Annotated in this window: 25 protein-coding genes; 22 read left to right on the top strand and 3 right to left on the bottom strand. The window is 36.3% G+C overall.

The annotated features are described in order from the left end of the window. The first annotated feature begins 4 nt into the window (after positions 1–4). Both ACJ004_RS11495 and ACJ004_RS11490 read left to right on the top strand, forming a co-directional pair. Positions 5–1,105: a GerAB/ArcD/ProY family transporter gene (locus tag ACJ004_RS11495; RefSeq protein ID WP_410893107.1), complete on the top strand. Its 1,101-nt coding sequence runs from the start codon at positions 5–7 to the stop codon at positions 1,103–1,105. Beyond that, positions 1,102–2,205: a Ger(x)C family spore germination protein gene (locus ACJ004_RS11490; RefSeq protein WP_410893106.1), complete on the top strand. Its 1,104-nt coding sequence runs from the start codon at positions 1,102–1,104 to the stop codon at positions 2,203–2,205. The genes ACJ004_RS11495 and ACJ004_RS11490 overlap by 4 nt, the downstream gene beginning before the upstream one ends. 150 nt (positions 2,206–2,355) lie before the next feature. On the opposite strand, the gene ACJ004_RS11485 is transcribed toward ACJ004_RS11490, so the two are convergent. After that, entirely contained in the window at positions 2,356–2,514 is a 159-nt protein-coding gene (locus ACJ004_RS11485; RefSeq protein ID WP_410893105.1) for a hypothetical protein, read from the bottom strand. Positions 2,515–2,814: 300 nt separating this feature from the next. On the opposite strand from ACJ004_RS11485, the gene ACJ004_RS11480 reads away from it, so the two are divergent. From ACJ004_RS11480 to ACJ004_RS11460, 5 genes are all read left to right on the top strand, one after another. Continuing rightward, a complete protein-coding gene (locus ACJ004_RS11480) occupies positions 2,815–3,309 on the top strand; it encodes a DinB family protein (protein WP_410893104.1) in 495 nt (164 codons plus the stop codon). Positions 3,310–4,096: 787 nt separating this feature from the next. Further along, positions 4,097–5,134 (top strand): DUF3231 family protein, encoded by a 1,038-nt coding sequence (locus tag ACJ004_RS11475; RefSeq protein WP_410893103.1) that lies wholly within the window; start codon positions 4,097–4,099, stop codon positions 5,132–5,134. 560 nt (positions 5,135–5,694) lie between these two features. Then, positions 5,695–6,285 (top strand): TetR/AcrR family transcriptional regulator, encoded by a 591-nt coding sequence (locus tag ACJ004_RS11470; protein ID WP_410893102.1) that lies wholly within the window; start codon positions 5,695–5,697, stop codon positions 6,283–6,285. Between the two features lie 104 nt (positions 6,286–6,389). Beyond that, positions 6,390–7,778: an MFS transporter gene (locus ACJ004_RS11465; protein WP_410893101.1), complete on the top strand. Its 1,389-nt coding sequence runs from the start codon at positions 6,390–6,392 to the stop codon at positions 7,776–7,778. A 30-nt stretch (positions 7,779–7,808) separates the two neighbouring features. Then, entirely contained in the window at positions 7,809–8,423 is a 615-nt protein-coding gene (locus ACJ004_RS11460; RefSeq protein WP_410893100.1) for an FMN-dependent NADH-azoreductase, read from the top strand. Between the two features lie 286 nt (positions 8,424–8,709). On the opposite strand, the gene ACJ004_RS11455 is transcribed toward ACJ004_RS11460, so the two are convergent. Beyond that, entirely contained in the window at positions 8,710–9,690 is a 981-nt protein-coding gene (locus ACJ004_RS11455) for a quinone oxidoreductase family protein (RefSeq protein WP_410893099.1), read from the bottom strand. Between the two features lie 154 nt (positions 9,691–9,844). Here ACJ004_RS11455 and ACJ004_RS11450 point away from each other — a divergent pair, with 154 nt between their 5' ends. From ACJ004_RS11450 to ACJ004_RS11410, 9 genes are all read left to right on the top strand, one after another. Continuing rightward, entirely contained in the window at positions 9,845–10,687 is an 843-nt protein-coding gene (locus ACJ004_RS11450; protein ID WP_410893098.1) for a helix-turn-helix transcriptional regulator, read from the top strand. A 45-nt stretch (positions 10,688–10,732) separates the two neighbouring features. Further along, positions 10,733–11,509 (top strand): arylamine N-acetyltransferase family protein, encoded by a 777-nt coding sequence (locus tag ACJ004_RS11445; protein WP_410893097.1) that lies wholly within the window; start codon positions 10,733–10,735, stop codon positions 11,507–11,509. 66 nt (positions 11,510–11,575) lie between these two features. Next, positions 11,576–11,902: an SDR family oxidoreductase gene (locus ACJ004_RS11440; protein ID WP_410893096.1), complete on the top strand. Its 327-nt coding sequence runs from the start codon at positions 11,576–11,578 to the stop codon at positions 11,900–11,902. 63 nt (positions 11,903–11,965) lie between these two features. Next, positions 11,966–12,505: a CBO0543 family protein gene (locus ACJ004_RS11435; protein WP_410893095.1), complete on the top strand. Its 540-nt coding sequence runs from the start codon at positions 11,966–11,968 to the stop codon at positions 12,503–12,505. A gap of 435 nt (positions 12,506–12,940) precedes the next feature. Next, the gene (locus tag ACJ004_RS11430) at positions 12,941–14,155 is read left to right on the top strand and encodes an MFS transporter (protein ID WP_410893094.1); all 1,215 of its coding nucleotides are present in this window, start codon (positions 12,941–12,943) and stop codon (positions 14,153–14,155) included. A gap of 139 nt (positions 14,156–14,294) precedes the next feature. Further along, entirely contained in the window at positions 14,295–14,339 is a 45-nt protein-coding gene (locus ACJ004_RS11425) for an erythromycin resistance leader peptide (RefSeq protein WP_115648277.1), read from the top strand. Between the two features lie 374 nt (positions 14,340–14,713). Further along, on the top strand, positions 14,714–15,586 hold the full coding sequence (locus tag ACJ004_RS11420; RefSeq protein WP_410893093.1) for a putative RNA methyltransferase: 873 nt from the start codon (positions 14,714–14,716) through the stop codon (positions 15,584–15,586). Between the two features lie 38 nt (positions 15,587–15,624). Next, a complete protein-coding gene (locus tag ACJ004_RS11415; RefSeq protein WP_410893092.1) occupies positions 15,625–17,103 on the top strand; it encodes an Msr family ABC-F type ribosomal protection protein in 1,479 nt (492 codons plus the stop codon). Between the two features lie 58 nt (positions 17,104–17,161). Continuing rightward, positions 17,162–18,523 (top strand): MATE family efflux transporter, encoded by a 1,362-nt coding sequence (locus tag ACJ004_RS11410; RefSeq protein ID WP_410893091.1) that lies wholly within the window; start codon positions 17,162–17,164, stop codon positions 18,521–18,523. A 134-nt stretch (positions 18,524–18,657) separates the two neighbouring features. On the opposite strand, the gene ACJ004_RS11405 is transcribed toward ACJ004_RS11410, so the two are convergent. After that, complete coding sequence (locus ACJ004_RS11405; RefSeq protein WP_410893090.1) at positions 18,658–20,418, bottom strand: glycoside hydrolase family 13 protein; 1,761 nt, start codon at positions 20,416–20,418, stop codon at positions 18,658–18,660. 259 nt (positions 20,419–20,677) lie between these two features. Here ACJ004_RS11405 and ACJ004_RS11400 point away from each other — a divergent pair, with 259 nt between their 5' ends. The 6 genes from ACJ004_RS11400 to ACJ004_RS11375 all read left to right on the top strand — a co-directional run bounded on the left by ACJ004_RS11400 (position 20,678) and on the right by ACJ004_RS11375 (position 25,935). Further along, positions 20,678–21,946: an extracellular solute-binding protein gene (locus ACJ004_RS11400; RefSeq protein WP_410893089.1), complete on the top strand. Its 1,269-nt coding sequence runs from the start codon at positions 20,678–20,680 to the stop codon at positions 21,944–21,946. Between the two features lie 159 nt (positions 21,947–22,105). Further along, on the top strand, positions 22,106–23,392 hold the full coding sequence (locus ACJ004_RS11395; protein WP_410893088.1) for a carbohydrate ABC transporter permease: 1,287 nt from the start codon (positions 22,106–22,108) through the stop codon (positions 23,390–23,392). A gap of 1 nt (position 23,393) precedes the next feature. Beyond that, positions 23,394–24,236: a sugar ABC transporter permease gene (locus ACJ004_RS11390; protein WP_410893087.1), complete on the top strand. Its 843-nt coding sequence runs from the start codon at positions 23,394–23,396 to the stop codon at positions 24,234–24,236. 114 nt (positions 24,237–24,350) lie between these two features. Then, entirely contained in the window at positions 24,351–25,379 is a 1,029-nt protein-coding gene (locus tag ACJ004_RS11385) for a LacI family DNA-binding transcriptional regulator (protein ID WP_410893484.1), read from the top strand. Next, positions 25,355–25,576, top strand: coding sequence for a hypothetical protein (locus ACJ004_RS11380; protein WP_410893086.1), 222 nt, complete (start codon positions 25,355–25,357; stop codon positions 25,574–25,576). Before ACJ004_RS11385 ends, ACJ004_RS11380 begins: the two co-directional genes overlap by 25 nt. Next, positions 25,573–25,935, top strand: coding sequence for an alpha-glucosidase C-terminal domain-containing protein (locus tag ACJ004_RS11375; protein ID WP_410893085.1), 363 nt, complete (start codon positions 25,573–25,575; stop codon positions 25,933–25,935). Before ACJ004_RS11380 ends, ACJ004_RS11375 begins: the two co-directional genes overlap by 4 nt. Positions 25,936–26,267: the final 332 nt, after the last annotated feature.

The following is a 26,267-nucleotide window of genomic DNA, read 5'->3' as shown; positions in this document are numbered from 1 at the left end:
AACGATGAAAAAATATGCCTATAATGAAATCACTCTAATGCAGTATATTTTTTTGATTAGTGGAACACAGGTGGGAACTGGGGTCCTATCCCTCCCGCGTATACTTGCGGAAAAAGCAGGTACCGACGGCTGGATCGCTATACTAATTGGCTGGGTCTCCTCAGTGGCTGCCAGCATTTTTTTAGTTAAAACGTCGGAAAGATACCCTGATGACACTCTTTTCGAAATTCTTATACGACTATTTGGAAAAATAATAGGAAAAGCCGTCGTCATCGTTTACATGATGTACTTTGCTTTTTACGCTTGGGCCGTTCTTGTGAATGGCTGTCTATATATCAAAGCATGGTTTCTGCCTAAAACCCCAAATTACATCATTTTACTGTTATTTTCGATTCCTACCTTTGTTGTAGTCCGTAACGGGGTTCGCGTTTTAGGCAGATACTCCGAGCTGTCTTTTTACATGGTGATGTGGATTCCTCTGTTTTTCTTGGTACCGCTAAGGGATGGAAATTGGCTACACCTTCTTCCAATTCTAAAGGAAGGGTGGGAACCAGTATTATCCGCTGTGCCGACCACTGTTTTTTCCTTTTTGGGATTTGAAGTTGCGTTCTTCTTGTACCCCTTTTTACAAAAAAAGCAACATGCGGTTCTCGGAATCACGATTGCGAACACCTTAACGATGTTGTTTTATGTATTTGTTACGATTGTCTGCTATGTCTATTTTAGCCCCGATGGGATTATCGAATTTAATCAGCCCGTATTGAATTTACTTAAACTAATTGAGTTTCGTTTTTTGGAGCGTTTTGACATGGTTTTATTGGCTGTATATCTGATTGTTGTTTCCACATCCTGGATGCCTTGCGTATTCCTTGCTGCCTTTTGTTCTAGTCAATTGCTTGGAAAACAGGATCACAGCCAGCACGTCATTATTTTATTATTAATCATTATTGGATTGGTCTTTTGGCGTGATCCTACTTGGATGGAATCGGAAAAGTGGCAGCAATGGGTTGCCAAAGGAGGGCTGCAATTAGCATTCGTAGCTCCTCCCTTTTTATGGATCTATAGCTGGATATATGAAAAGTTCCGTCGGAGGGTAAGCCAATGAAAAGGAAGATACTACTTTGCCTATCACTTGTGGCTATGATGATGACCGGATGCGTGGACCAAATGAATGTTGAAGATGTCACTCTGTCACTCATCCTAGGTTTAGACTTGGATGAGGATGACCATTTAGTGGTGTACATGTCAAGTCCGGTGTTTAATAAAGAAGCAAAGGTAAAAGAGGAGAAGGTCGAGGTGAAAGCTGTTACGGTTCGAGATTCCAGGGAACTGTTTGATATGACGGTAATGGCTTTAACTTCGGGAAGCAAAACGCAATTAATCTTAATCGGGAAGAAGCTGCTAAAACGAAAAAATTGGATTGATTATATCGATCCCTTTTACCGGGACCCCAAAAATACGGTAACTACAAGAGTTGTCGCCGTAGACGGATCTGTTTCAGACGTCATTTTTTTTAGGCCAAAAGACAAGCCACGTCTACCTTTGTATTTGGCAAATTTAGTGGATACGGCATACAGAAGAAATGTCACTGTAAAAACCACCATTCAAGAATTTCATGAGCAAACGACGGAAAAAGGGATGACAGCAAGCATCACCGAAATGAAAAAGGACCACAAAATCATGTTGACCGGCACGGCTCTGCTGGATGAACAGAGCAGATATAAGTTAACCATAAAACCGCATGAAAACAAATTATTACGCATCCTGCAGGATAAAACAAAAGGTGATTTCCCATTTACCATTTCAGTCCCTTTGGAATCGAATGGACGGGATAAACATTGGATCAGCTTTAGTACGCCGAACGTCAAGGTAAAAACAAAGGTAAGGTATGACGGTCATTTTATTTTTGACACAGACGTAAAAATGAGAATTGCGATTACAGAACGGCTTTTTCCGTTCAATGTAAGGAAGGACACAGCGAAACTGCAAAAGAGTATAGAAACGAAACTGCAAGCCGATTTCGAGCGCTTAATAAAGAAAACGCAAACCGCCACCATTGACCCGTTTGGATTTGGGATTTATGCAAGAGCCTATACGAATCCAGAGTGGAAAAAAGTCCAAAATCAATGGGGAAAAGCCTTTTCGAAGGCTGATGTAAACGTCAAGGTACGTGTAACTATTGGCGGGATGGGAACGATTAAGTAACACGGGCCAATGATGTTCTATTTTTTGAGGTGATCTTTCAAACCAACCGTCTTAATCATTAAATTTGCAGTATCTACATCCAAATCGAAATTAGAGATGTTAAGTGGTTAATTTGAAGCAAAAAAATAAAAAACCACTCTGAGTGGTTTTTTAATCTTGCATTGCTCCTGCCTCTCGAGAAGTCATTGCACCTTGTCCTTCACTTACATCTCTTTGAATTTCTTTTTTTACCTTTTGTGCATCAGTTCCGGCAAATTCTGGTTTCGTAATAGAACCCAAATTCTCTTTAGCTTGTTGATCCTGTTGCATAAAAGCCCTCCTCAATTTATTGTTTAACAATCTTATTATTTACAAAAAAACACTTGTTAAATCCCGAAGAATTGAGCGAATTTCACTTAAAGTAAAAGTGGAAATTTGTTGAAGAATTTGTACAAATAGAAAATATTGGCTTGAAATAGTTTAATAAAACCATTAATGCATTCCCCCTTGGAAAAGGAATTTTCTGGTCAATTATAGAATAATATAATCGGAATAAGTATATAGGCAAATTTAAATAAGTTGCCAGACCAATGATAAGGGGAAACTCTATATCAGAAAGTGGGGATACCGATGATTTTAAATCAAAAGGAATATGAATGGGTTCGTCAGACACGATTAACGCTGCTAGACTATTGTAAAGAACTTAATCATTATGATTTTACTCGCCAAAATGGATACGGATGGGAAAGTGTGCGAGACTCATTGATTCACATAGCAGATTGTTATATTGCGTGGCTTGGCTCATTTGTTTTATTAAAAACAAAGAAGCCAATTACCCCGAAGGATGAACGACAGAATTTGAGACTGGAAGATATAAAAATACGATTTGAACAGGTTGATTCGTTTGTGAATGAGGTATTTAAATTATATGGAAAGCAATTATCTGAGCCGATTCAAAGAAAGATTCCTTGGAGAGATGAAACAGAAATTGTAACATTTACCCCTGGTAAATTAGTAATGCATACGATAACTCACGAATTTCACCACAAGGGACAAATTGTAGCTATGATACGTCAGATGGGATATGAACCTCCAAATACAGATGTATTAGGAACTAACGATTAATATATAGTCGGTAAATTTTATGTAGTGCTTAGCCTCAGATAGTCTAACAGTCGATATGAAGATATGAAGGTCAATATGCTGTAAATGAAGAAAAAGCGCAAATTTTGAGAAGGAAAGAAAACAATTTAGAATACTCTTTAATTTATTATGGTCAACAATCCGATAAGGAATTGTCTAAAGAAGATTTAATTTAGACTGCCAAAGCATTTGAATAGGAGAAAAAGGGGAGCTCCAAGTAGAGTCTCCTCTTTTTATTGAAAATCAACCATATTATTTAACATAGCTTATAAATAGAGAATATTTGTTCTTGAATAATACCGAGTTGATAATTAAGGTTATACGTGACCGAGGTAAAATTAAATATTCAAGAGGGACTTACTCCTTTTCAGTTATAAACCAGCCTTCAGGTTTTTTTTCTATATTAAAAACATCTTCATCGAATTTATTTCGCAACACTTTATATTCCTCATTTTCAATTTTTATCTCTGTTACTTTAATTTGCTTTAGTAATTTCTGGTTTCTGGACTTCAAATATCAAATCTTTAATTATAAAAAGGGTTCTTTGACGTTTCATTCTTCACTTTCCTCTCTTTATAGAACTTACGTAAATATTTGACAAAGATGGATAAAAACCTTGTTGAAATTTCCTGTAATTTTCTAAAAAGAAATGAAAAATCCCTTCTTAATTTTATAAGATGATATTCAACATTATGAATAATTCTTGGTGTATAAATAATCCTAAAAATATGAGGATTATGTGTTTAAAATTTAAGGAGGAAAATTTATAGTGACGATTCCAAATGATGAAAAAGTGATGAGCGAACATAATATTCGTTTAACAGCTTCGGAAATGGGTTTTCTTTGGACACAGTACGAAAATGATACTTTGGCGATTTGTGTTTTAAAATACTTTAAGAACATATGTGAGGATAAGGAAATACTTCCTGTTATTGAATTTGCTTTAAGTTTATCTGAAAGGCATATTCAAAAAACTAAAGACTTATTTACAAATGAAAAAATCCCAATACCCGTTGGATTTACGGATGATGACGTAAATGTAAATGCACCAAGATTATTTACCGATATGTTCATGTTATATTATATACAAAACATGACTGTTATTGGAATGGCGGGTGCAGTAGTAGGAACTGCGGTTTGTGCACGTGAAGACATAAGTGAGTTCTTTCAAAAGATACTAATGGAAGGTACAGAATTACACGATATGGCAAGGAAAGTTTCATTATCGAAAGGTACTTATATAAGGCCACCATACATTTCTAATCCCGACAAGGTTCATTTTATATCTAAGCAAAGATTTTTATTTGATTTTTTTGGAAAAGCAAAACGTCCATTAACGGCAATTGAAATTACTCATCTTTTTATTAACATACAAACGAACGCATTAGGTAAAGCAATGATGATGGCATTTGCACAGGTTGGTAAAGGTGAAGACGTAAAGCGATTTTTTGAAGAAGGAAAAGGGATTGCCAGTAAGCATATGAAAAAATTTAGTACAGCATTAACAGACAGTGATGTACCTGCCCCTATGTCTTGGGATTCACATGTGTTGGATAGTACAGTTGCACCTTTTTCAGATAAATTGATGATGTTTCATACAACTGGAATGATTGCGGTAGGAATTGGGAATTATGGCACCGCTGCCGGAACTTGTGAAAGAATGGATTTAAGTGCAATGTATACTCGTCTTTCGGTGGAAATTGCTATGTATGCGGAAGATGGTGCAAATATATTGATTAAACATGCTTGGCTAGAAGAACCACCTCAAGCAGATGACCGACAAGCACTTGTCAACCAACCTAAGTAAATAAAGTGATTTGTTAAAAAGTCCATAAAGGATTTAGTCAAATATTTTTAAGGGGTTTTTTATTTTTTTCCAATATAATGGGGGGCGCGGACCACCCCCTAATTTGTTATAAAATTAGATTGTAATTGGTGTTTCTAAATCTATATAACGTGGGATTGGTAAATCCTTTTTCATGCTGATATGGGGAAATGGATTCAGATGATTATTTGAAAGAGTCTTGAATAGCTTTATAATTGCAAATAAAGAAGTTAATGCTACTACTTTAACTAGCATAATAGAACTAAAAAGTAGAGTAAAACCTGAGGTACAAGAAGTAAAGATTGGGTTACTGCGGCAGCCTTTTTTCTTGTTTCACAATGAGTCTAATAATTCATCTCATAAAAAAACACCTTAAAATAATACATAAGGTGATTTTTTCTATTTACACAGTAATGGATTTTTCCTTAACTTGCTTGTTGTAGAATTTTAAGAAAGTTTCTTTTGACATTATACATATAATGGAATATCATAAGAATGACAGGGAGTACTGACTATCGTTTTTTTGAAAAAGGGGTTAAAGCATGAAGAACATCAATATATTGGGAAGTGCTGACAGGATGCTGCTGGCTGCAATCGATCTGATAGCAGAGAAAGGATACAATGGTGTAACTACACAGGAAATTGCCGCTGTTGCTGGATTGAGCGAAAAAACTTTGTTTCGGCACTTTGGAAGTAAACGTAACCTTCTTGACATGGCATTTGATCGTTATCATTATGCTGAAGAGATGACCAAAATTTTTAATGAGAAACTTGTTTGGGATTTACAAACTGATTTGCTGCTGATCAGCCGAACCTATCATGAAATTATGAATCGTAATCGGAAAATGATTATGATCAGCATTAAAGAGGAAGGGAATTTGCCAGGGTTACGAGAAATTACACATAAGTCCCCGCGTCAGTTAATGGGAATTTTGAAGAATTATTTTACGGTTATGCACGAAAAAGGGAAATTAATTCAAACTGATCCGGAAGTGCAAGCATGGTCGTTTATGATGATGAATTTTGGAGCATTTATGAACGATCTGGAATCCTACGATAACTTTTCATCCATTTCACTGGAGAAATTTATTAGGGAAAGTGTTCAGGTTTTTACTAGGGCTTTAACCCCCTAGTCTTTTTTAAAAACAAATGTCAGTCAGTACAGACAGACTTAAGAAGTTCAATTAGATGTTATAAGAATTTTTTTTCAAAAAATATAACGAAAGGAGGGTAAGCAATGGAAAAGAAAGTTCCACCCCAAACAGGAGATAAATTGATGCCGATTGTGATGTTCACTCTTGTTCTGTCTTCAATGAGTGTATTGATGTTTAACTTTATCCTTCCCGAGATTAGTGAAGCGTTTAATCTTACTACTGCTCAGGTAAGCTGGGTCACTTCATCCTACGCGTTCATTTATGGGATTGGAACGGTGGTTTACGGAAAGCTGGCAGACCGATACAAGCTCAAAAATTTGTTAACGTTTGGATTGTTGTTTTTTGCTTTCGGGTCCCTGATTGGCCTCGTTTCCCAAACTTTCTCAATGGTGCTTGTAGGAAGGTGCCTGCAGGCAATAGGAGCTGCTGTAATACCGGCAACGGCGATGCTTATTCCAGTGATATACTTTTCTCCCGAACGGAGAGGATCAGCTACCGCAATGGCATTCGTAGGTTTATCCATAGGCAGTGCTCTTGGTCCCGTAATTTCTGCATTCATTGTAAGTGTTGCCAATTGGCGTTGGTTATTCTGTATCCCACTCTTCCTCCTAATCACACTGCCTTTTTATCGAAAAAATTTAAGTGATGAGCAAAGGGCTCAAGGAAACCTTGACTGGATAGGTGCCAGTTTGTTAGCAGCTTCAGTAACCTTTCTGTTAATAGGGGTTACAAATGGAAAGTGGTTGTTCCTTATTTTCACTTTGGTTGCTATAGTGCTGTTCATAAGACGAATTCGTTCCGTTTCTGATCCTTTTGTTCCCCCTGAGCTCTTTAAAAATAAACGCTATACTATCGGGCTAACAATTGCTTTTCTTTCTAGTGGGATTGGATTTTCCCTTTATTTTCTTATTCCATTACTTTTATCACGAGTACACCATCTGGAACCCAACTTGATCGGTATGGTCATGGTGCCAGCTGCAGCAGCCTCTGCCATTCTTGGGAGAATAGGGGGTATGTTGGCAGACCGGAAAGGGAATTCGTCTCTCTTTTTTATGGCCTCAGGTTTGTTACTGACATGTTTTATTTTAATCTCTACCTTCACTGGAATTTCTCTAGTATACATTGCTACCTTTTTAATTTTTGGTAATGTAGGGCAAACCTTTATGATGATTGCCTTATCCAATTCTGTTTCTATGACTATGCAAAGGAGGCAGGCTGGGGTGGGAATGGGATTATTAACGATGCTTAATTTTATTGCAGGGGGAATGGCTTCAGGGATTTACGGCAAGGTGGTGGATCTTGGTTCCGGTGTCCATTGGAACCCAGCAAATATCTATCCAAAAAGCTTCATTTACAGCAATATCTTTCTTGTTTTAGCTGCATTACATGTTGGTATTTTCATATTTTACTATTTTCTTTTTGGTCGAAGAGATAGGAGTAATACTGAAAGTTTAAATGAAAAATTGCTTTAGATGACTTGTACAAAATAGGAGGAGAATGAAATGACAACCAGTTTATTTGTAAAAGCCAACAATCGCCAAGGGTCAATTACTGGTAAAATGTATGCTGCCTTTTTGGAAAGCTATCGGGTCTCACATTCAAATGAAACAGTGATTGAACTCGATTTATTCCATGAAACACTGCCTTATTTAGATGATGTAATGATTAGGGGAAATTATAAATCTTCTCAAGGAATGGAGCTCACTTCAGAGGAAAAAACGGTACATGATATTGTTACAAAGCACCTGGACCAGTTTTTAGCCGCTGATAAAGTGGTCATGGCCTTCCCGCTTTGGAACTTGACCGTTCCTGCCGTGTTGCACACATATCTTGATTATTTGCATCATCCGCGCAAAACATTTAAATATACAGCTGAAGGTCCGGTTGGTTTATTACCCCATAAAAAAGTGGCTTTATTAAATGCTAGAGGCGGGGTTTATAGTCAAGGTAACCCCTCTGAAATGGCAGTAAGCTTTGTAGAAAATCATTTAAGGGTATTCGGTATTACCGATATTACAACGATCGTTATTCAAGGGCATAATCAATTCCCTGATCGAAGTAAAGTGATTATTGAAGAAGGGTTATATAAAGCAAGGCAAGCAGCAAGAATATTTTAACTATTATTAGACTCCAAAAGGTAATAAAGGGTATCGCATAGGTCACCACGATATGGTTATAAGAGATGCAATTTTCCCAAAAAACAAAAGCGAACCCACAATGGATCCGCTTAGTAAATGGATATTTATAACTCCCAAGCTTACATCCCTTGTTTAATAAACGCTCAATAAGGTAATGTGCTTGGGAGGCTTCCTAGCTATTTTTTGACCAATGATTAATTCGTGATTTATTATTTTTTGTATCTGTAACTGATTTTTAATGGTAAAAAAGTTCTTTACTAAACAATTATTTCATCCGAAGCACTATTTTTCCCTTGGATGTCCGATTTTCGATACTATCATGCGCTTTTGCTACTTTAGATAAATCAAGTACTTCTGTTATATCTACCTTCACTTCTCTACTTGCCACATAAGAAAGGGCTTTTCGTGCTGCTTGTGCAACGATTTTTGGATGGTACACACTTAGTAACTGTAGATTAAATCCAAGGATTGCTTTATTACTAAACCAAAGTTCATTCGCAGATGGGGTAACGTCTGGTGCTTCACTTGCATTGCCCATGACAACCAATCGTCCTAATGGGGACAAGAGAGATAATCCTGTTGTTCTGGCTTCTCCACCTACTTGATCAATGACAATATCTATACCACTCCCTGCAATAATTTGTGAGTATTCATCTTGTAAATAAACTTCGTCATAGCCTAAACTTTTGGCATATTCTACTTTTTGTTTGCTTCCTACCACTCCAATCACCCTACCTGCTCCAAGGGCACGGGCCATTTGCCCGATCGCACTTCCTACTCCACCAGCGGCAGCATGTACCAGTACCGTTTCTCCTTTTTGTAAATGTGCCACACTACTGGATAAAATCATCATCGCGGTCGTTACATTGGATGGATATGCTGCTGCTACTCGCATATCTACAGTTTTTGTTTCTTGATCCAACGGTATAACCAAATCAGCACTCACTTTCACTACCTCTGCATATCCACCTCCATTTACAATCGTTAGAGCTGCAACAGGTTGACCTACTCTTACTCCTGTTACTCCTTCACCAATTTCTCGAATTGTTCCAGATACCTCAATTCCCGGAACAAATGGAAGCGCTAAATCCTCTACAACACCTTTACGAAATAATACCTCCGCATAGTTAACACCTGCATAAGCAACATCAATTGTTACTTCACCAATCCCAGGTTGTGGAGTTACTACTTCTTTCTGTGTAAGTACGGATGCTTCTCCAAATTGTGGAATGATAATTGCCTTCATTTTTTTTCTTTCCCCTTTCGCTTTGCCTGATAATTACTAGGCATTTGAGTTGTTTATTTTCATTTCTATGACTTTATTCTAATAGCTTCCAATATCATTACGAGGTTTTCGTTATAATAGTATTATCAGTAACACTTTAAGGAGAGAAATTTGGATGGGAAACAGAAATTTAAAAGTGCTCGGTGAGTTTTTAAAGTCAAGACGCGCAAAAATTTCTCCTGATGGGCTGTATGTTTCGACTGGAATGAGAAAAAGAAGAATACCTGGTCTTCGTCGAGAAGAGGTAGCTTATCTATCAGGAGTCAGTAACACTTGGTATACATGGTTGGAGCAAGGACGCGATGTAAACGTATCGAGAGAGGTATTAGCTAGTATTGCGAACACCTTACAGTTAAACGAAGAAGAACAACGGCATATTTTCCGATTAGCAGGTTATCCTGTTTTTACAACTACTCAGCCAATTGAGCGAGTAATTAATCGGGAGTTGCAACTGGTTATCGATAGTATCCCTTACCCTACTTTTGTGGTTGATTTCCGGACGAATATCGTCACATGGAACGAGTGGTATTCTCTCATCTTCCCAGTGGATTTTGCAAGCAAAGATGAGAAACAACGCAATTTGACATGGCTTATTTTTATGAACAAAGATGTACGAAAACAGATTGTAAATTGGGAGGAGTTCGCTCAATATACGGTGGGAGTATTTCGAGGTTACTATGACCAAAACCATGATGATCCATGGTTTCAGGCATTTGCAGAAGAATTATTGGAACAATCTCTGGAGTTTGCAGCTTGTTGGAAAGATTATCCTCTAAAGCAGAAGTCAGATGTGAGTTTGTCTATACGATCATTAGATGGAGAAAGTATTATTCACTATCGTATTGTCTCTTTCTTTCAAATCAATGGGGAAGAAAATGTACACTGTTGTGTGTTTACACCTGTAGGTGATACAAATAATCTTGCTATCTATCAAAAGAACAAAACAAATCCAAAGTAGACATTTTTCTGAATTTAAAAAGAACTATTATTGGAGGAATTATTAGTGAGTGAGCTAAATGTTTTATTTCGAAAAAGAATCGGTATTCCAGAAAACGAGGAAATTACATTTGAACAATTAAATATCGTTCTTGAAAAAACAGCAAAAAACATTCCTTTTGAAAATTTATGCATTATTGAAAATAAAACAAGTGATATCACTAAAGACAACTTAATCAACAAAATACTAGTAAAAAAGGAGGGTGGTCTTTGTTATGAATTAAATTCGATTTTCTATTTCTTCTTAATCGAAAATGGTTTTAACGCAGTCCTAGCACGAGGGGTTATTTACGAAAATGCTACTCAAGAGTACCTAACACTTGGAAGAACTCATGTAACGATTCTTATAACTCACGAGGAACAAACGTACTTAATAGATACGGGCTTTGGAGGGAATTTACCTTTAAAACCTGTTCCTTTAACCGGCGAGGTCGTTACCTCTAATAATGGAGAATTTCGGATTAAAAAAGTGAATAGTGATCATGGAGACTATGTTCTTGAAATGAAATTGATACATAAGGATACAGCTTGGAAAATAGGATATGCCTTCGATTCCAAGAAGCTTATAAACGATGTATCGGAATTAAATGAGATCCAAACAATTATCGTTGAACACCAAGAATCTCCATTTAACAAAAATCCTTTAATTACACGACTTACAACTGGAGGAAATTTAACATTAACAAATACCTCATTTACACAATGGATTGATGGAATAGTCACAAAAGAGGAAATTGACAACGTGAGATTTAAAGAACTATTGAAACAGTATTTTGGGATATAAAACACAGGACATTGCGTCAGCATTTTGCGTGTTGGCGTTTTTTTTAACTAAAAAAGCCGTCAATGTTTGCCCATAGCTGCAGATTTAAGACAGGAAGAAAACTGTCACTTTGTTGTGGAAACAACGATAAAAACATATGGACGATTGGATATACTAGTCAACAATCACGGTGTACAATTTCATCAAAACAATATTATGGATATTACTAAAGAGCAACTGATGAATATATTCCAAACCAATTTTATTTCTTTTTTTGATATGACGAAAGCCGCTTTGCCCCATCTTCGTGCAGGAAGCTCCATCATTAATACAACCTCCGACACCGCCTTTTCAGGTATGGCCAACATTGTGGTTGAAATCCCCTTAATACATGTCCAAAATCTCTTGAATTAACTTCATAAAAATTTACATGTTGGGTTATAACTAAATCTATCTTTGTTATTTGGGGGAAATTTAATGTTTTACACATTTGCTTCGTACCTAAGGTTAATGCTTCCCTTTATGTATTTGATTGGAACTTGGCGTTTAAGTGATTGGAGAAATTGGAAGAAATTCTATCCAACCATCCTTTTTATAATAAGCGTAGACTTTTTTATTTCCAATCTTATGCACGAATACCCATTATGGACTTTTCATGGTGCATTAATTATTCCAAACCATACAATAGCTGATTTTATGATAACATTTACAGGTTTTCCCCAAATAATCTTAATTTATCTATCAAGATACCCATATCATTCAAAATGGTATAGACAGGTAGTGTATATAGCCATCTGGGTTATTTTGGAGGTAATAATTGAAAGTGTTTTTATGTTTACAAATCTAATATCCTACCACCATGGTTGGAATTTTGGGTGGTCATGTTTGGTCTGGGTTTTCATGTTTATTGGTTTACGCCTACATCATACGAAGCCAATGTGGGCATGGACACTTTGTTTTATATGTACTGCTTTTTTGATACTACACTTTCACATTCCTATTACTAAATTCAGATAATGAAAGACTAAATTTTATAACTCGGGGTTAATTTAAAAAAGAAGTAGAGTTTGTTCTCTAGCTAGCAAGGATCTTCGTTAGAGTGTCAGGCTAAATCATTAGTAAAGTAGTTTAGCAGAAATAAATACGAAAAAGAAAATCACTAATTCGTCCTACTAAATGGGCTTGGTCGGTTCAAGAAAATTATTAAGTCTTTCTTGAAAAACTGATATACTTTAGGTGTAAGTAATGTGAATGAGTTCAATTTAGTTTTCAGTTGTTAACAATATAAAAGACTTATATAAAATTATTCTGATGCAATAAAGATAAATCTTGCTGTCCCCCTAAGACTTTATCTCATTGCGTTTTTAAAAAGGAGCTCAGTATATATGGTTAGCAATCCGATTTAAGTTGTCCCTCATTTCAAATAAATAATTATGAAAATGGGGGATAATCTTGAAAACAAATCGTAATTTTCTTCTTCTAATGCTTGGTCAGTCACTCGCCAATATCGGCGATGTGTTGTACATTGTCGGTGTGATTAGTTTTATATATCAATTAACGAAGTCTGCTACTGCATCAGCGTTCGTTCCATTTATAATTACTTTTGCTATGTTTATATCAAGCATCTTAACACCGCTTTTAATTGGAAAATATAATTTAAAAAAACTGTTGGTTGGTTCACAGGTTGGAAAAACAATTATTTTATTTGGTTTAAGTTTATTATTGATGGCAGGCTTAGATTTATCAAATTATTACTTTATTTTTATTATCATAGCAGCTATCGCTTTCCTGGATGGATGTGCGAACCCAATTCGTCAGACATTAATTCCTTATTATGTGGAGAAGGAACACTTAATACAAGCAAATGGAATGGCAGAAACCATTACACAATCCATTCAAATTGGTACCTGGTTTTTTGGGAGCTTGATCTTAATTGTGTTCAATCCCAACCAATTAATGTGGCTTGTTACTGTGCTATTTGTTCTATCTAGCTTTATATTAAGTTGGTTAAAAAATGTGGAACATAAAGCAGAAAAACAACAAAAAAAGTGGGCTCAATTAACACAAGGCTGGCAAACGATTAATGCTACACCTGTATTAAAATGTATGGCTAAAATGGAATTTTTTGAGTCTATTGCCAACTCCGTGTGGATCGCAGCTATATTAATTGTCTATGTAAAAGAGGCATTAAATTCACAGGAGCAATGGTGGGGATTTATTAACAGTTCGTTTTTCATCGGATTAGTTATTGGAAGTATATTATGTGTTAAATTCCCTCAATTTGTAGAACGAAAACGATATGTTTTTATCATTACAGGGATCCTTTTGACATGTGTTTTAACAATTCTGTTCAGTATAATCAGTTTTCCTATGATTGCTTTGATTTTATCCGCTCTAATCGGTCTTTTTGGGCAGTTGAAAAATATTCCTCAACAAACAATCACCCAAACAAGTATTCCGAAAGATCAATTAGCAACGGTTTATACGTCTTTTGGTACGATTTCAACAGGGGCATTCGGTATTGCCTCACTAATAATGGGATTATTATCCGATTACCTAGGTGTGCGGAGTGTTTTTTTTCTGTCAGGAGTTATACTTGCTGTAGTTTTTGTAATTGTATACAAAGATAGACGATTATTTATGAAATCAAGTATTGATCGAGGGTAGGTTCTTATAGAGGAAAGAGGAATGAATGACAATTCCTCTTTCCTCTTTAGTTAGATGTTTAAATTCACCTTTGACTTTTTATTAAAGAGAGGCTATCATAATCATTGTATTTATTAATTTTATGGAGGATTATTAAAAAATGACACATTTTATGAGACTACGATTCCCAACTTTGAACCAGTAATTGAATACGTTCAAAGGCTCTGTTTTGTAAATACAGAGTAAACGGGATCAGTCTGTCCTTTTTTAATAATCTTCATTTCATATTAGAAAAACATGTAATTTGTCCATTTTAACAAATTATGATGTGTTTTCTTATACTATCGATTTGCAAGGAGTAAATTTTGATAGTATCAAAAATATGTAATGCTTAGAAAGGCGGATCGTTCTGCCTTTCTTTATTTATGTCTAATTTTCCTTCTTTTGTTAAACGAAAGGAAGGTTTATTTGCTGACGGCTCCTAATGGCCGCTAATCTAATAAGAATGGGTCTTTTTCCCTTTACTCTAAATCACAGGCAGACTGCCTGTGATTTTTTATTTGGAAAGGAAGAGAGAACATGACCAATAAATTAAAAAGTGTTGAAGTATTTATTGAATTTGTGGCAGCTTTTAGATGCCCTCACTGTGAAGGATCGTTGAAGGTTGCTGATTTAAAAAGCTTAAAGTGTTCGAACAACCATACATTCGATTTTGCGAAACAAGGATATGTAAACTTGATGACACATCCATCTAGTAGTCATTTCAATAACAAGTTGTTTGAAGCAAGGCAAAAAATCATTATGGAAAGTAACCTATATGCATCGCTGCATGAGAAGATTTCAAAAGTGATAAAGGAACATATGGGTGTTTCTATTTTTCCATTTTTGATTCTTGATGCAGGTTGCGGTGAAGGTTCACATTTACAAAGAATTCTAGACAAATGCATGAATGGAATAATGACAGGGGTTGGTTTAGATATTTCAAAAGAAGGCATTGTCATGGCTGCTAAGAAATATAAAGACCCGATTTGGCTTGTGGGTGATTTAGCAAAATCACCATTAGAGGATCAATCGTTTCATGTCATTCTTAATATCTTTTCGCCTTCAAATTACAAGGAATTTAAAAGGATTTTAGTTCCAAATGGTCTCGTAATTAAAGTGGTACCTCGTTCCAATTATTTAAAAGAACTACGAGAAGCACTTTTCGATGACTTTGAAAAAAAGGTCTATAAAAATGATGATACAGTGTCCCTTTTCAAAAAACATTTCTATCTCTCAGATGTTATTAACTTATGTTTTACTAAAAAGTTAAATAAAGCAGAACTGGAGAATTTAGTTCAAATGTCTCCTCTGGCTTGGACTTCAGATCAAGCACATATTGATGCATTTGTTAATCGGGGATCTTCAGAGATCACAATCGATTTAGATATTTTAATCGGATTGAATAAATAATGAAAAGAAAAAATTTGTAAAAAGCGAGGTAATGAATAATGGAAAAAGTATGTCTTGAATTAGAAAATATAGAACTCTCATTTTTAGATAGAGTAGTGATAAATATCCCGCGACTAGCAGTACATCAGTTTGATCGTATTGGAGTTGTTGGAAAGAACGGATCTGGCAAAAGTACGCTATTGAAACTTATGGAAGGTCAAATCAAGCCTGAGAAAGGGCATGTAAAACGGTTTGCGGATTTTGCTTATTTCGATCAATTAGCATCACCAGTTGAAAGAGAAATAGATTATGAGTTAATGGGAAAGTTATCAATCCCGCAAACCGAAATTGAAAACTTTAGTGGTGGTGAACAAACAAGGCTGAAGTTAGCACAGATTTTTTCAAGCTATCATGAAGGCTTATTGATTGATGAGCCAACAACACACCTTGACGAAGCTGGCACACGATTTTTTATAGAAGAATTGACTTATTATTATGGAGCACTCGTACTTGTCAGTCATGACCGTTATGTTTTAGATAAGCTGGTCACGAAAATTTGGGAAATCGAAGATGGGTGCATAACAGAGTACACAGGAAACTATTCAGATTTCACAGCACATAAAGAGCTTCAGCGAAAGCAACAACAAGAACAGCATGAGAAATATATAAAAGAAAAGACACGTCTTTTACAAGCCGCAGAGGAAAAAATGAAAAAGGCTGATAAAATTACTCAAGCAAATGGACATAAATCAAAAAAGGAAACGAAAGCAAAAGCAAATAAAATGTTCATGACAAAATCAAAAGATACAAGCCAAAAGGCAGTTCAACGTGCAGCAAAAGCGATTGAACATAGAGTGGAACAACTAAAGAGTGTAGAGGCTCCCAAGGAAGAGAATCCACTTCGTTTTCATCAATCTCCATCACTCACGTTGCACAATAAATATCCAATCATGGGCGAGCGGGTAACCTTAAAAGTCGGTGATAAAATGCTTCTCAAAGAAGCAAGTTTTCAATTTCCGTTAGGCAAAACCATTGTTATTACCGGAAGTAATGGATCAGGAAAAACAACTTTTCTTCACCATATTTTAAGCCGAGGAGAAGGTATGGTCATATCTCCAAAAGCTGTCATCGGAACGTATGAACAAATGGATTATCAATTTGAAAAAGATGAAACGGTACTTGAATATATGAAAGAAAGATCAAACTACAATGAAAGTAAAATTCGTTCCGTCCTACACTCTATGAATTTTACAGGAAATGATTTTAACAAGAATGTCCACCATTTAAGTGGTGGAGAAGCGATTCGTCTAGTATTGTGTCAACAGTTTCTGGGGAGATACAATGTGCTAATTTTAGACGAGCCGACAAATTTCTTGGATGTTTTTTGTATTGAAGCATTAGAGCGATTTATAAAGGCATATGAAGGGACAGTCGTTTTCGTATCACATGACCGAATGTTTTTCGAGCGTGTCGCAGATTGTGTATACGCCATTGAACAACAACAACTAGTAATCAGAAAAAATTTAGTTGAGGAATAATAAACCAATATAGAGTATAATGAAGTTTCGGATTTTTATTTCTCAAGGAGAACCTATTATGAATCAAACCTTTACTTTAAAGGAAAAGACAAAGCAAATATTTATTTTGTTAATTCCGATCTTAATTACACAGCTCGGCATGTTTTCGATGGTGTTTTTTAATACGATTATGTCTGGAAAGTACAACTCGACCGCATTAGCTGGTGTGGCGATTGGCTCCTCCATTTGGAGTCCTATATTTATGGGAATCAGTGGGATTCTCCTAGCTGTTTCACCCATTGCCGCTCAGCGCTTTGGTGAAAAAAAGAGTAATGAAGTTGCATCAATTGTGAAGCATGGAATTTATCTCTCCATTTTGATTGCACTAGTAGTTATCCTCTTCGGGTTCTTTTTGTTAGATCCCATTTTAGATAAAATGAATTTGAATCCTAGTGTTCAAGAAACTGCTTTTCATTATCTAGTAGGACTCAGCTATGGAATTCTACCTTTATTTATATTTAATGTACTAAGATCATTTATTTATGCACTTGGTAAAACACGGGTTATTATGATCATCATGCTTTTGTCGTTGCCAGCTAATTTCTTTTTGAACTATGTGCTTATTTTTGGGAACCTAGGTTTTCCAGAGCTTGGTGGAGCAGGAGCTGGGTATGCAACCTCGATAACCTATTGGGGGATTATGGGGATGACTGTGTTTATTGTCAGAACTCAAGAACCATTCTCATCATATTCAATTTTCGCTGATTTCAAGGAATTTTCGTGGGACAAATGTAAAGAAATATTAAAGATTGGTGTGCCTATGGGCCTTTCTACTTTCTTTGAAACAAGTATGTTTGCGGTGGTTACTATTCTATTAAGTAAGTTTAATGTCACAACAATTGCTGCTTATCAATCTGCTTTAAATATCGTTTCCTTTTTGTACATGATCCCGATTAGTATTTCGACGGCACAAACGGTCCTTGTCGGGTATGAGGTAGGGGCTCGGCGCTATAAAGATGCGAAACAATATAGCTGGTTGGGGGTTTATCTGGCGATTTTGATTGCCGTTGTCACTGGATTATTCGTCGTGATTTTCCGCTATGAAGTTGCCGGTTTTTATTCGAATGAAACCAACGTTATAAATCTTACAGCAAACTTTTTAATCTTTGCGCTATTTTTCCAAATTTGTGATGCCATTCAAGCGACGGCACAAGCAGCCTTAAGAGGCTATAAGGACGTCAACCTTGCCTTTATTATGACTTTAATCGCCTATTGGCTCATCTGCCTTCCAGCAGGATATTTACTTGCCCATTACACGAATTTGGGAGCAAGAGGCTACTGGCTCGGCCTAACCATCGGCTTGCTCGCCGCAGGAATAGCCCTATCCATCAGGCTACTCTACATCCAAAAACGGAAATTCGTCATAAATAAGGGTACCTGACACCCAACATGAAAGGACTGGCCGCTCCAAACGGTCAGTCCTTTCATGTGTTTATCAAACCCCTGAGAAAAACGGTGAAATAAAAAAATAATTGGTTTACTGAATATCACAGTGGTAAAATATGTTTTATATTATTAAAATTCCAAAATAGTAAAACCATAACTATCTAACTTGAACGTCAGCTCATCGCCCGAAAAAGCGATTTCTTTATTACTCCAAAGATTTTTAAAGGTTTTTCCACCCAATTGAAACGGAAGAGTATAGCTCACCTTTTGGTTTCCTGTATTCAAAATAACGATGTTCGTCTTTAAGCCATCTGATTTCAAATATGCCAGACAAGTATCGTGATATTCAGGATCAATAAAAGAAAGCTCTCCATCATTTGCAAGCAATGGATTTTCTCCCCGTACTTGGATTAATTTTTGAACATGCTCGAAAAGCTCGCGATTATGTTTGGTGATATCCCACTCCATACATTTGCGGCATCCAGGGTCCTGTTCGCCTGTCATGCCAATTTCATCTCCATAATAAATACACGGTGTTCCACTAAAAGTAAGCAAAAGAGTATAGACTTGCTTTAATCTTTCAATATCCTCACCACATTCTGTTAAAATTCGTGGTGTATCGTGGCTGCCAACTAAATTAAAGGCAACGTCATTGATATTTTTTGGATACATATGAAGAACAGTTGTCATATTTTCAACGAATTCTTTCACTGTAATGGTTTGTTTTGCAAATAGGTTAAGAATATTGGTTGTAAAAGGATAATTCATGACTGCATCAAATTGATCACCGCGTAGCCAAGGCATTGAATCATGCCAAATTTCCCCGAGGATATATAATTCTGGCTTGATTGCCTTTACTTCTTTACGGAATTCACGCCAAAAAGCGTGGTCTACTTCATTGGCAACATCAAGTCTCCAGCCATCAATATTAAACTCTTTTACCCAGTATCGGGCTACTTTTAATAAATATTCCTTCACTTCAGGATTTTCCGTATTTAGTTTCGGCATAAAAGGTGTAAAGGCAAAGGTATCATAATTCGGCTTTGGTTTGGTAACTAATGGAAACTCATGAGTGTGGAACCAATCTTTAAAACGTGAATTGTCCCCATTTTTTAGTATATCCTGAAAAAAAGGAAAATTAAATCCGCAATGGTTAAACACAGCATCCAACATAACTTTAATGCCATTTTTATGGCAGACTTCTATTAATTTTTTAAACGTCTCCTTAGTTCCAAATTGTGGGTCGATTTCCATGTAGTCAATCGTATCGTACTTATGGTTTGAGTAGGCTTTAAAAATAGGAGTAAAGTAAATTCCACTAATACCCAGTTCTTTCAGGTAAGTAATATTTTGGATAACTCCTTCGATATCTCCGCCGAAAAAATTAGTTGGTGTAGGATCCGTACTGCCCCATGGTAGTACATCTTCAGGATCTTTGTCTTTATTTCCGTTTGCAAACCTGTCTAGGAAAATTTGGTACCAAACTGTATTTCTCACCCATGCTGGAGCACGGAATATATCTACATTGTTAATAAATGGAAAGCAAAAATAATAGGCTGTGTCATCTAAAGGAGGCTCCGGATAGTATCCTTTCTCTGTAAAGCAGATTGACTCTGATCCATCATTCAAAATAAAACCGTATCGCAGCCTTTTGAAAGGAGGGATGATCGATACAAACCAGTAATCAAATAATTGGTCGGAACCGCTCTTTTTCATTACCGCAGTTGTGGTCATCCATTGTTTTTCACTCCAATCATATGGGTCACCATGAACGAGCTTCACTTCTACTATATCGTTTTTCTTTGTACGAATTCGAATATGTAATGTTCCATTTGCGCAAACGTATGCATAATTATCTTTTGGTCGATGATAGATCGCTTCTTTAAACAATTTAGTCTGCACCTGCCTTTTTATATGATATGATAAGGTTATTTTACTTAGATACCACTGTCAATACTTAATAAAATATTACGATTACATTACAAAACGGAAAATAAAATTTAATATACTAGTTGTAAAATTTAATATATGCAATATAATGAAAGAGAGTTGTGCAACCGATTTCGCAAATGTAAGCGGTTTATATTTATGTTTAGAAGGCGGTTTGTCACATCAAAAATTATTCCTACATTTTATAGGAGGGGAAAAAATGAAAAAAGCACTTTCGATCTTCATGATGATCATCTTAATGCTAGGTGTTCTTGCTGCCTGCGGGCCAAAGAGAGACGACTCCAGCACCAAAGACACGGGCAAAAAGGAAGAAACAGCAGCAAAACCAGAAAAACTTGTAGTTTGGGAAGATAAAGACAAATCTGGATGGCTAGAAAAGGTTGCCGCTGATTTTGAAAAGGAATATGGAATTAAAATTGAGTACAAAGAAGTAGAAATGGCAACTAAACAACGCGATCAATTACGCCTTGACGGTCCTGCAGGCACAGGTCCAGACATTGTTACATTGCCACATGACCAAATTGGCCAAGTTGCAACTGAAGGACTTCTTGCGGAACTTAAAGTTGATAGCAAGGTTACAGACACATTCTCACAACCTTCTATCGATGCACAAACATATGATGGCAAACTATACGGACTTCCAAAGTCCTCTGAAACACCTGTTTTCGTTTACAATAAAGATTTAATGAAAGAAGTTCCTAAGACAATGGAAGACCTTTACACTTTCGCTAAAGAAAACACAAAAGGTGAAAATTACGGTTTCTTAGCTCTTTGGGATAACTTTTACTTTGCTCACGGCCTCATCGGTGGTATGGGTGGATATGTTTTCAAAAATAATAATGGAACACTTGATCCAGCAGACATCGGTTTAAATAACGATGGCGCTGTTGAAGGTACTGAATACATCCAAAAATGGTACAAGGAAGGCTTATTCCCGAAAGGTATTATCGGTGAAAATGGCGGATCGGCTATGGATGGACTTTTCACAGAAGGAAAGGTTGCTTCTGTTATGAACGGACCTTGGTCATTTAAACCATACACAGATGCAGGAATTAATATTGGTATGGCAGCACTTCCTACACTTCCTAACGGTGAGCATGTAAAAACATTTATGGGTGTTAAAGGATGGCATGTATCTGCTTTTTCTAAAAATCAAGAATGGGCAACTAGATTCATAGAATTCATCACAAATGATGAAAACTCGAAATACCGTTTTGAACAAACTTCTGAAGTTCCAACAAATAAAGCTTTATTGGATGATCCAGTAATTAAGGATAATGAAGGTGCAAAAGCGGTTGCTGAGCAATCTCAATACGCTGTTCCAATGCCAAACATCCCTGAAATGGGCCAAGTTTGGAAGCCAATGGCTGATTCATTGCAAACAGTTGTTACTGGTAAAGCAGAACCAAAAGCCGCACTTGACTCTGCAGTTGAACAAATTAAAGCAAACATCGAATCAACTAAGTAAATTTTGACAAGCAGTACCTCAGCTTTTGAGGTACTGCTATCTATTAAAACAACTATATGTAGAGTAGAAAATGGTTTAGATGCTTTATGAAGATAAAAATATTTTTTTCTTGATAAAGCATCTGAGCATATAAATGTCATTATGAAAGGGGAGTGTAGGATGTCTAACGAATTATCCTATTCAAACAGTTACCGAAAGAAAGCACTGATACTTTCGATCATTCCAGGGTTAGGGCAGATTTATAATAAACAAACTTTGAAAGGAGTCTCCTTTCTCGTATTGAGTGCCGCATTTATCTATGTTTTTATCGATTTATTAAACATTGGATTATGGGGATTAGTGACTTTGGGAGAGATTCCTCAAATAGATCATTCTGTTTTCCTTCTAGTTTATGGGATTTTAGCGATTATTGTTCTCGTTTTTGGTCTTGGTTTCTACTTGTTTAATTTGCGTGATGCTTATCATATAGGGAAAAAACGTGATACTAATGAATCCATTACCACAGTAAAGGAACAATACCGTAACCTTATTGATCATGGGTTTCCTTACTTAATCATGTCTCCAGGATTTTTACTTTTAGTATTTGTGGTTATTTTTCCTATTATTTTCGTCGTCTTACTAGCATTTACGAACTACGATCTTTATCATTCTCCTCCAGCAAAGCTAGTGGATTGGGTCGGATTTAAAAACTTTATCGATATTTTTAAAGTAGATATGTGGCGTCAAACCTTCTTATCTGTATTGTCTTGGACGTTGGTATGGACATTCGTTGCTACTACGTTCCAGGTAGCATTGGGTATTTTCCTAGCGATTATTGTTAATCAGAAAGAAGTTAAAGGAAAAGCCATTATTCGTACCGTTTTTATTCTGCCTTGGGCCGTTCCGGCATTCGTATCCATCCTTGTTTTTGCAGGAATGTTTAATGAAACTTTCGGTGTCATTAACCGGGAGATACTTGGTTTTTTCGGAATTGAGGGACTTCCATGGATGACTGAACCCACCTTCACAAGGATAGCATTAATCTTCATTCAAACTTGGTTAGGGTTCCCGTTCATTTTTGCCATGACAACAGGCGTTCTTCAATCGATTCCGGCGGATTTATATGAAGCGGCTACCGTTGATGGTGCTTCTAATTTTCAAAAGTTTAAAAATATTACTTTACCACTCGTTTTATTTGCAACAGCACCAGTTTTAATTACCCAATATACATTCAATTTTAACAATTTCAATTTGATCTATTTATTTAATGGAGGTGGACCTGCGATTATTGGGCAGAATGCTGGCGGTACAGATATTTTGATTTCTTGGATTTACCGCTTGACCATGACTTCTGCGCAATACTCAAAAGCAGCTACGCTTACAATGCTTTTATCTGTGATCGTTATATCAGTTGCATTATGGCAGTTTAGAAGAACAAAATCATTCCAAGAAGAGGATATGATGTAATATGAGTATGAAAAGACAGAATTTCATAAGACTTGCACTGACTTATTTGGTCATCCTGATTATGTTCGTCATTATTTTGTATCCTTTGGCATGGATTATCGGGTCATCCTTTAATCCAGGGCAGAGTTTATCCGGCTCAAGTATTATTCCAAAGAATGCAACTCTGGCCCATTACAAGGAACTTTTTAACATAGATAAGAGCAATTATGTTTTTTGGTATATTAATTCGTTAAAAGTGAGTATTTTAACCATGGTATTTACAGTTATCTTTGTAAGTCTAACGGCTTATTCTTTTTCCCGCTATCGGTTTGTCGGGAGAAAAAATGGCTTACTGACCTTTTTGGTTTTGCAAATGATTCCGAACTTTGCTGCATTAATTGCCATTTACATTTTAGCGACTCTTACACATTTAATTGATACCCATTTAGGTCTAATCTGTGTATATGTCGGAGGTCAAATTCCGATGAATACATGGCTAATGAAGGGTTATTTAGACACGATTCCAAAAGAACTTGATGAATCAGCTAAAATTGACGGTGCAGGGCATTTAAGAATCTTTATGCAAATTATTATGCCGCTTGCAAAACCGATTATTGCAGTTGTGGCATTATTCTCTTTCATAGCACCGTTTGGGGATTTCATTATTGCAAGTATTTTACTTAGAACCCCACAAAATTACACATTGGCTGTTGGACTTTATGATCTTGTTGCCAAACAGTTCGGCGCTGAATTTACCACTTTTGCTGCAGGTGCTGTTCTAATTGCTGTTCCGATCGCGATTCTTTTCTTGTCATTCCAGCGCTATTTTGTTTCTGGATTAACAGCAGGCGGAACAAAAGGTTAATACTTTGAGGAATGGGAGGCAGATCATCTGCCTCACCTATTTCCAATAAATCTATTATTTACTATAATAATATGTGGTATATAAATTAAACTCCCTTTGAAAGGGGTGTTAAACATAGCTGTTACAATTAAGGATGTAGCGAGGTACGCGAATGTTGCTCCGTCAACTGTTTCAAGAGTCATTGCCAATAGTTCGCGAATAAGTGAAGCAACAAAAAGAAAAGTAAATCAAGCAATGGAGGAACTTGGGTACCATCCAAACTTAAATGCAAGGAGCCTTGCCAGCCAATCGACACAAACCATTGGGCTTGTCATGCCGAGTTCTGGAGATGTCGTTTTTCAGAATCCATTTTTCCCAACCGTATTACAAGGAATTAGTGAAGGAGCCCATGAAAAAAAATACGCCTTGCTTATGACAACTGGAAAATCAGAAAAGGAAACACTTGAAGCAGTCGTTCAAATGGTGCAGGGGAAAAGAGTAGATGGCATGATATTACTAAAATCCAAGGTGGAAGATAAGGTTATCTCCTATTTAAAAGGAAGAAACTTTCCTTTTGTCCTTATTGGAAAACCTTATAAAAATGTAGAGGAAATCACACATGTTGATAATGATAATTTTCGTGCCATGCAAGAAGCTACCGAATATTTAATTATGCAAGGCCATCATCAAATTGCCTTTATCGGTGGGAGTCTTGAGCTTGTGGTAACTGTAGAGCGGTTACTTGGTTATGAACGGGCATTAAGAAATGCGGGAATTGAAATGAAAAATGAATATATTATTCATGAAGAATTTTTACGGGAAGGGGGTCAAGAAGCCGTTCAAGAGCTAATGGCACTAGAAAATCCTCCTACTGCACTTGTTGTTGTTGACGACTTTATGGCTTTAGGTGTCCTGAATACACTTGATGAATTAGGAATCAGAGTTCCAGAGGATATATCCATTGTCAGCTTTAATAACGTACTTCTTTCAGAAATGTCGAAACCGCCGTTAACATCTGTTGACATTAATATTTTTGATCTTGGCTTTCAAGCATCGAAGAACTTAATTCAAAGGATTGAAAATAGTAATGAACCAACCAAGCGCATTATCATTTCCCATAAATTGATTGAAAGACTATCATGCAGCCAGCTAAAAACAATGTAAAGGCACACAAAAGTCATTCGATTGATGATTATGATGATGTTTCAGCGAAAAATATGTACCGTTTGAAACGGGCCGATGGGATACCGCACGAAGATATTATGGAAATTATCTGGGCATCAGGACGTGATAACTCGGTACCCCAATGCAATGGTCCGAAGACAAAAACGCTGGTTTCAGCACTGGAAAACAATGGTTGAAGGTTAATCAGAATTACACGAAAATCAATGTGGCAGCTCAGCAAAATGACGCCAATTCTGTCTTGAATTTTTACAAGAAAATGATTCAAATGAAGAAGGCGATCGAAGTGTTTACGTATGGAACGTATGATTTGTTGCTCGATGAAGATCCGCAGATTTATGCCTATACTCGGACAATGGATGGGGAGAGGGGCATCATAATCATTAACCTTTCCACTCAATCTACTGAGATGAAAGTGGGGCAGGGCGTATCATTAGAATATAGTCAATTGCTGTTAAATAACTATGAGGTTTCTGAACATGAACCACTTAATGAGTATACCTTAAAGCCATATGAAGTAAGAGTATATCGTGTTTAAATTATAAAAAAGACATAAGCTCCTAATTAGATTTGGAGTTTATGTCTTTTTTTGGCATTGTGAATAATGGCTCCTATACTATTACTAAAAATAAGCATAAAGACCTATAACTAAATCTCTTAATAAGAAATAAAGATAATGAGATAATACTTTTTAAGTAAGCGTTTTCTATTTTTGTCCAAACGCTTGCTTCAAAAACTTATTAAAAAATGGAGTAGAAAAAAGGCTGATTTTATCATATCTAGCCTCTTTTATGGCTTAACAGCCATTCGACTAAGTTAGGCTTGAGCTCGGTCCAGGTAGGTTTTTTTCTGGTAATCTACAAAAATAAT

The organism is Neobacillus sp. 204 (assembly GCF_046562815.1).
Taxonomy (GTDB): domain Bacteria; phylum Bacillota; class Bacilli; order Bacillales; family Cytobacillaceae; genus Neobacillus.
This window is presented reverse-complemented; position numbering and strand designations above follow the sequence as displayed.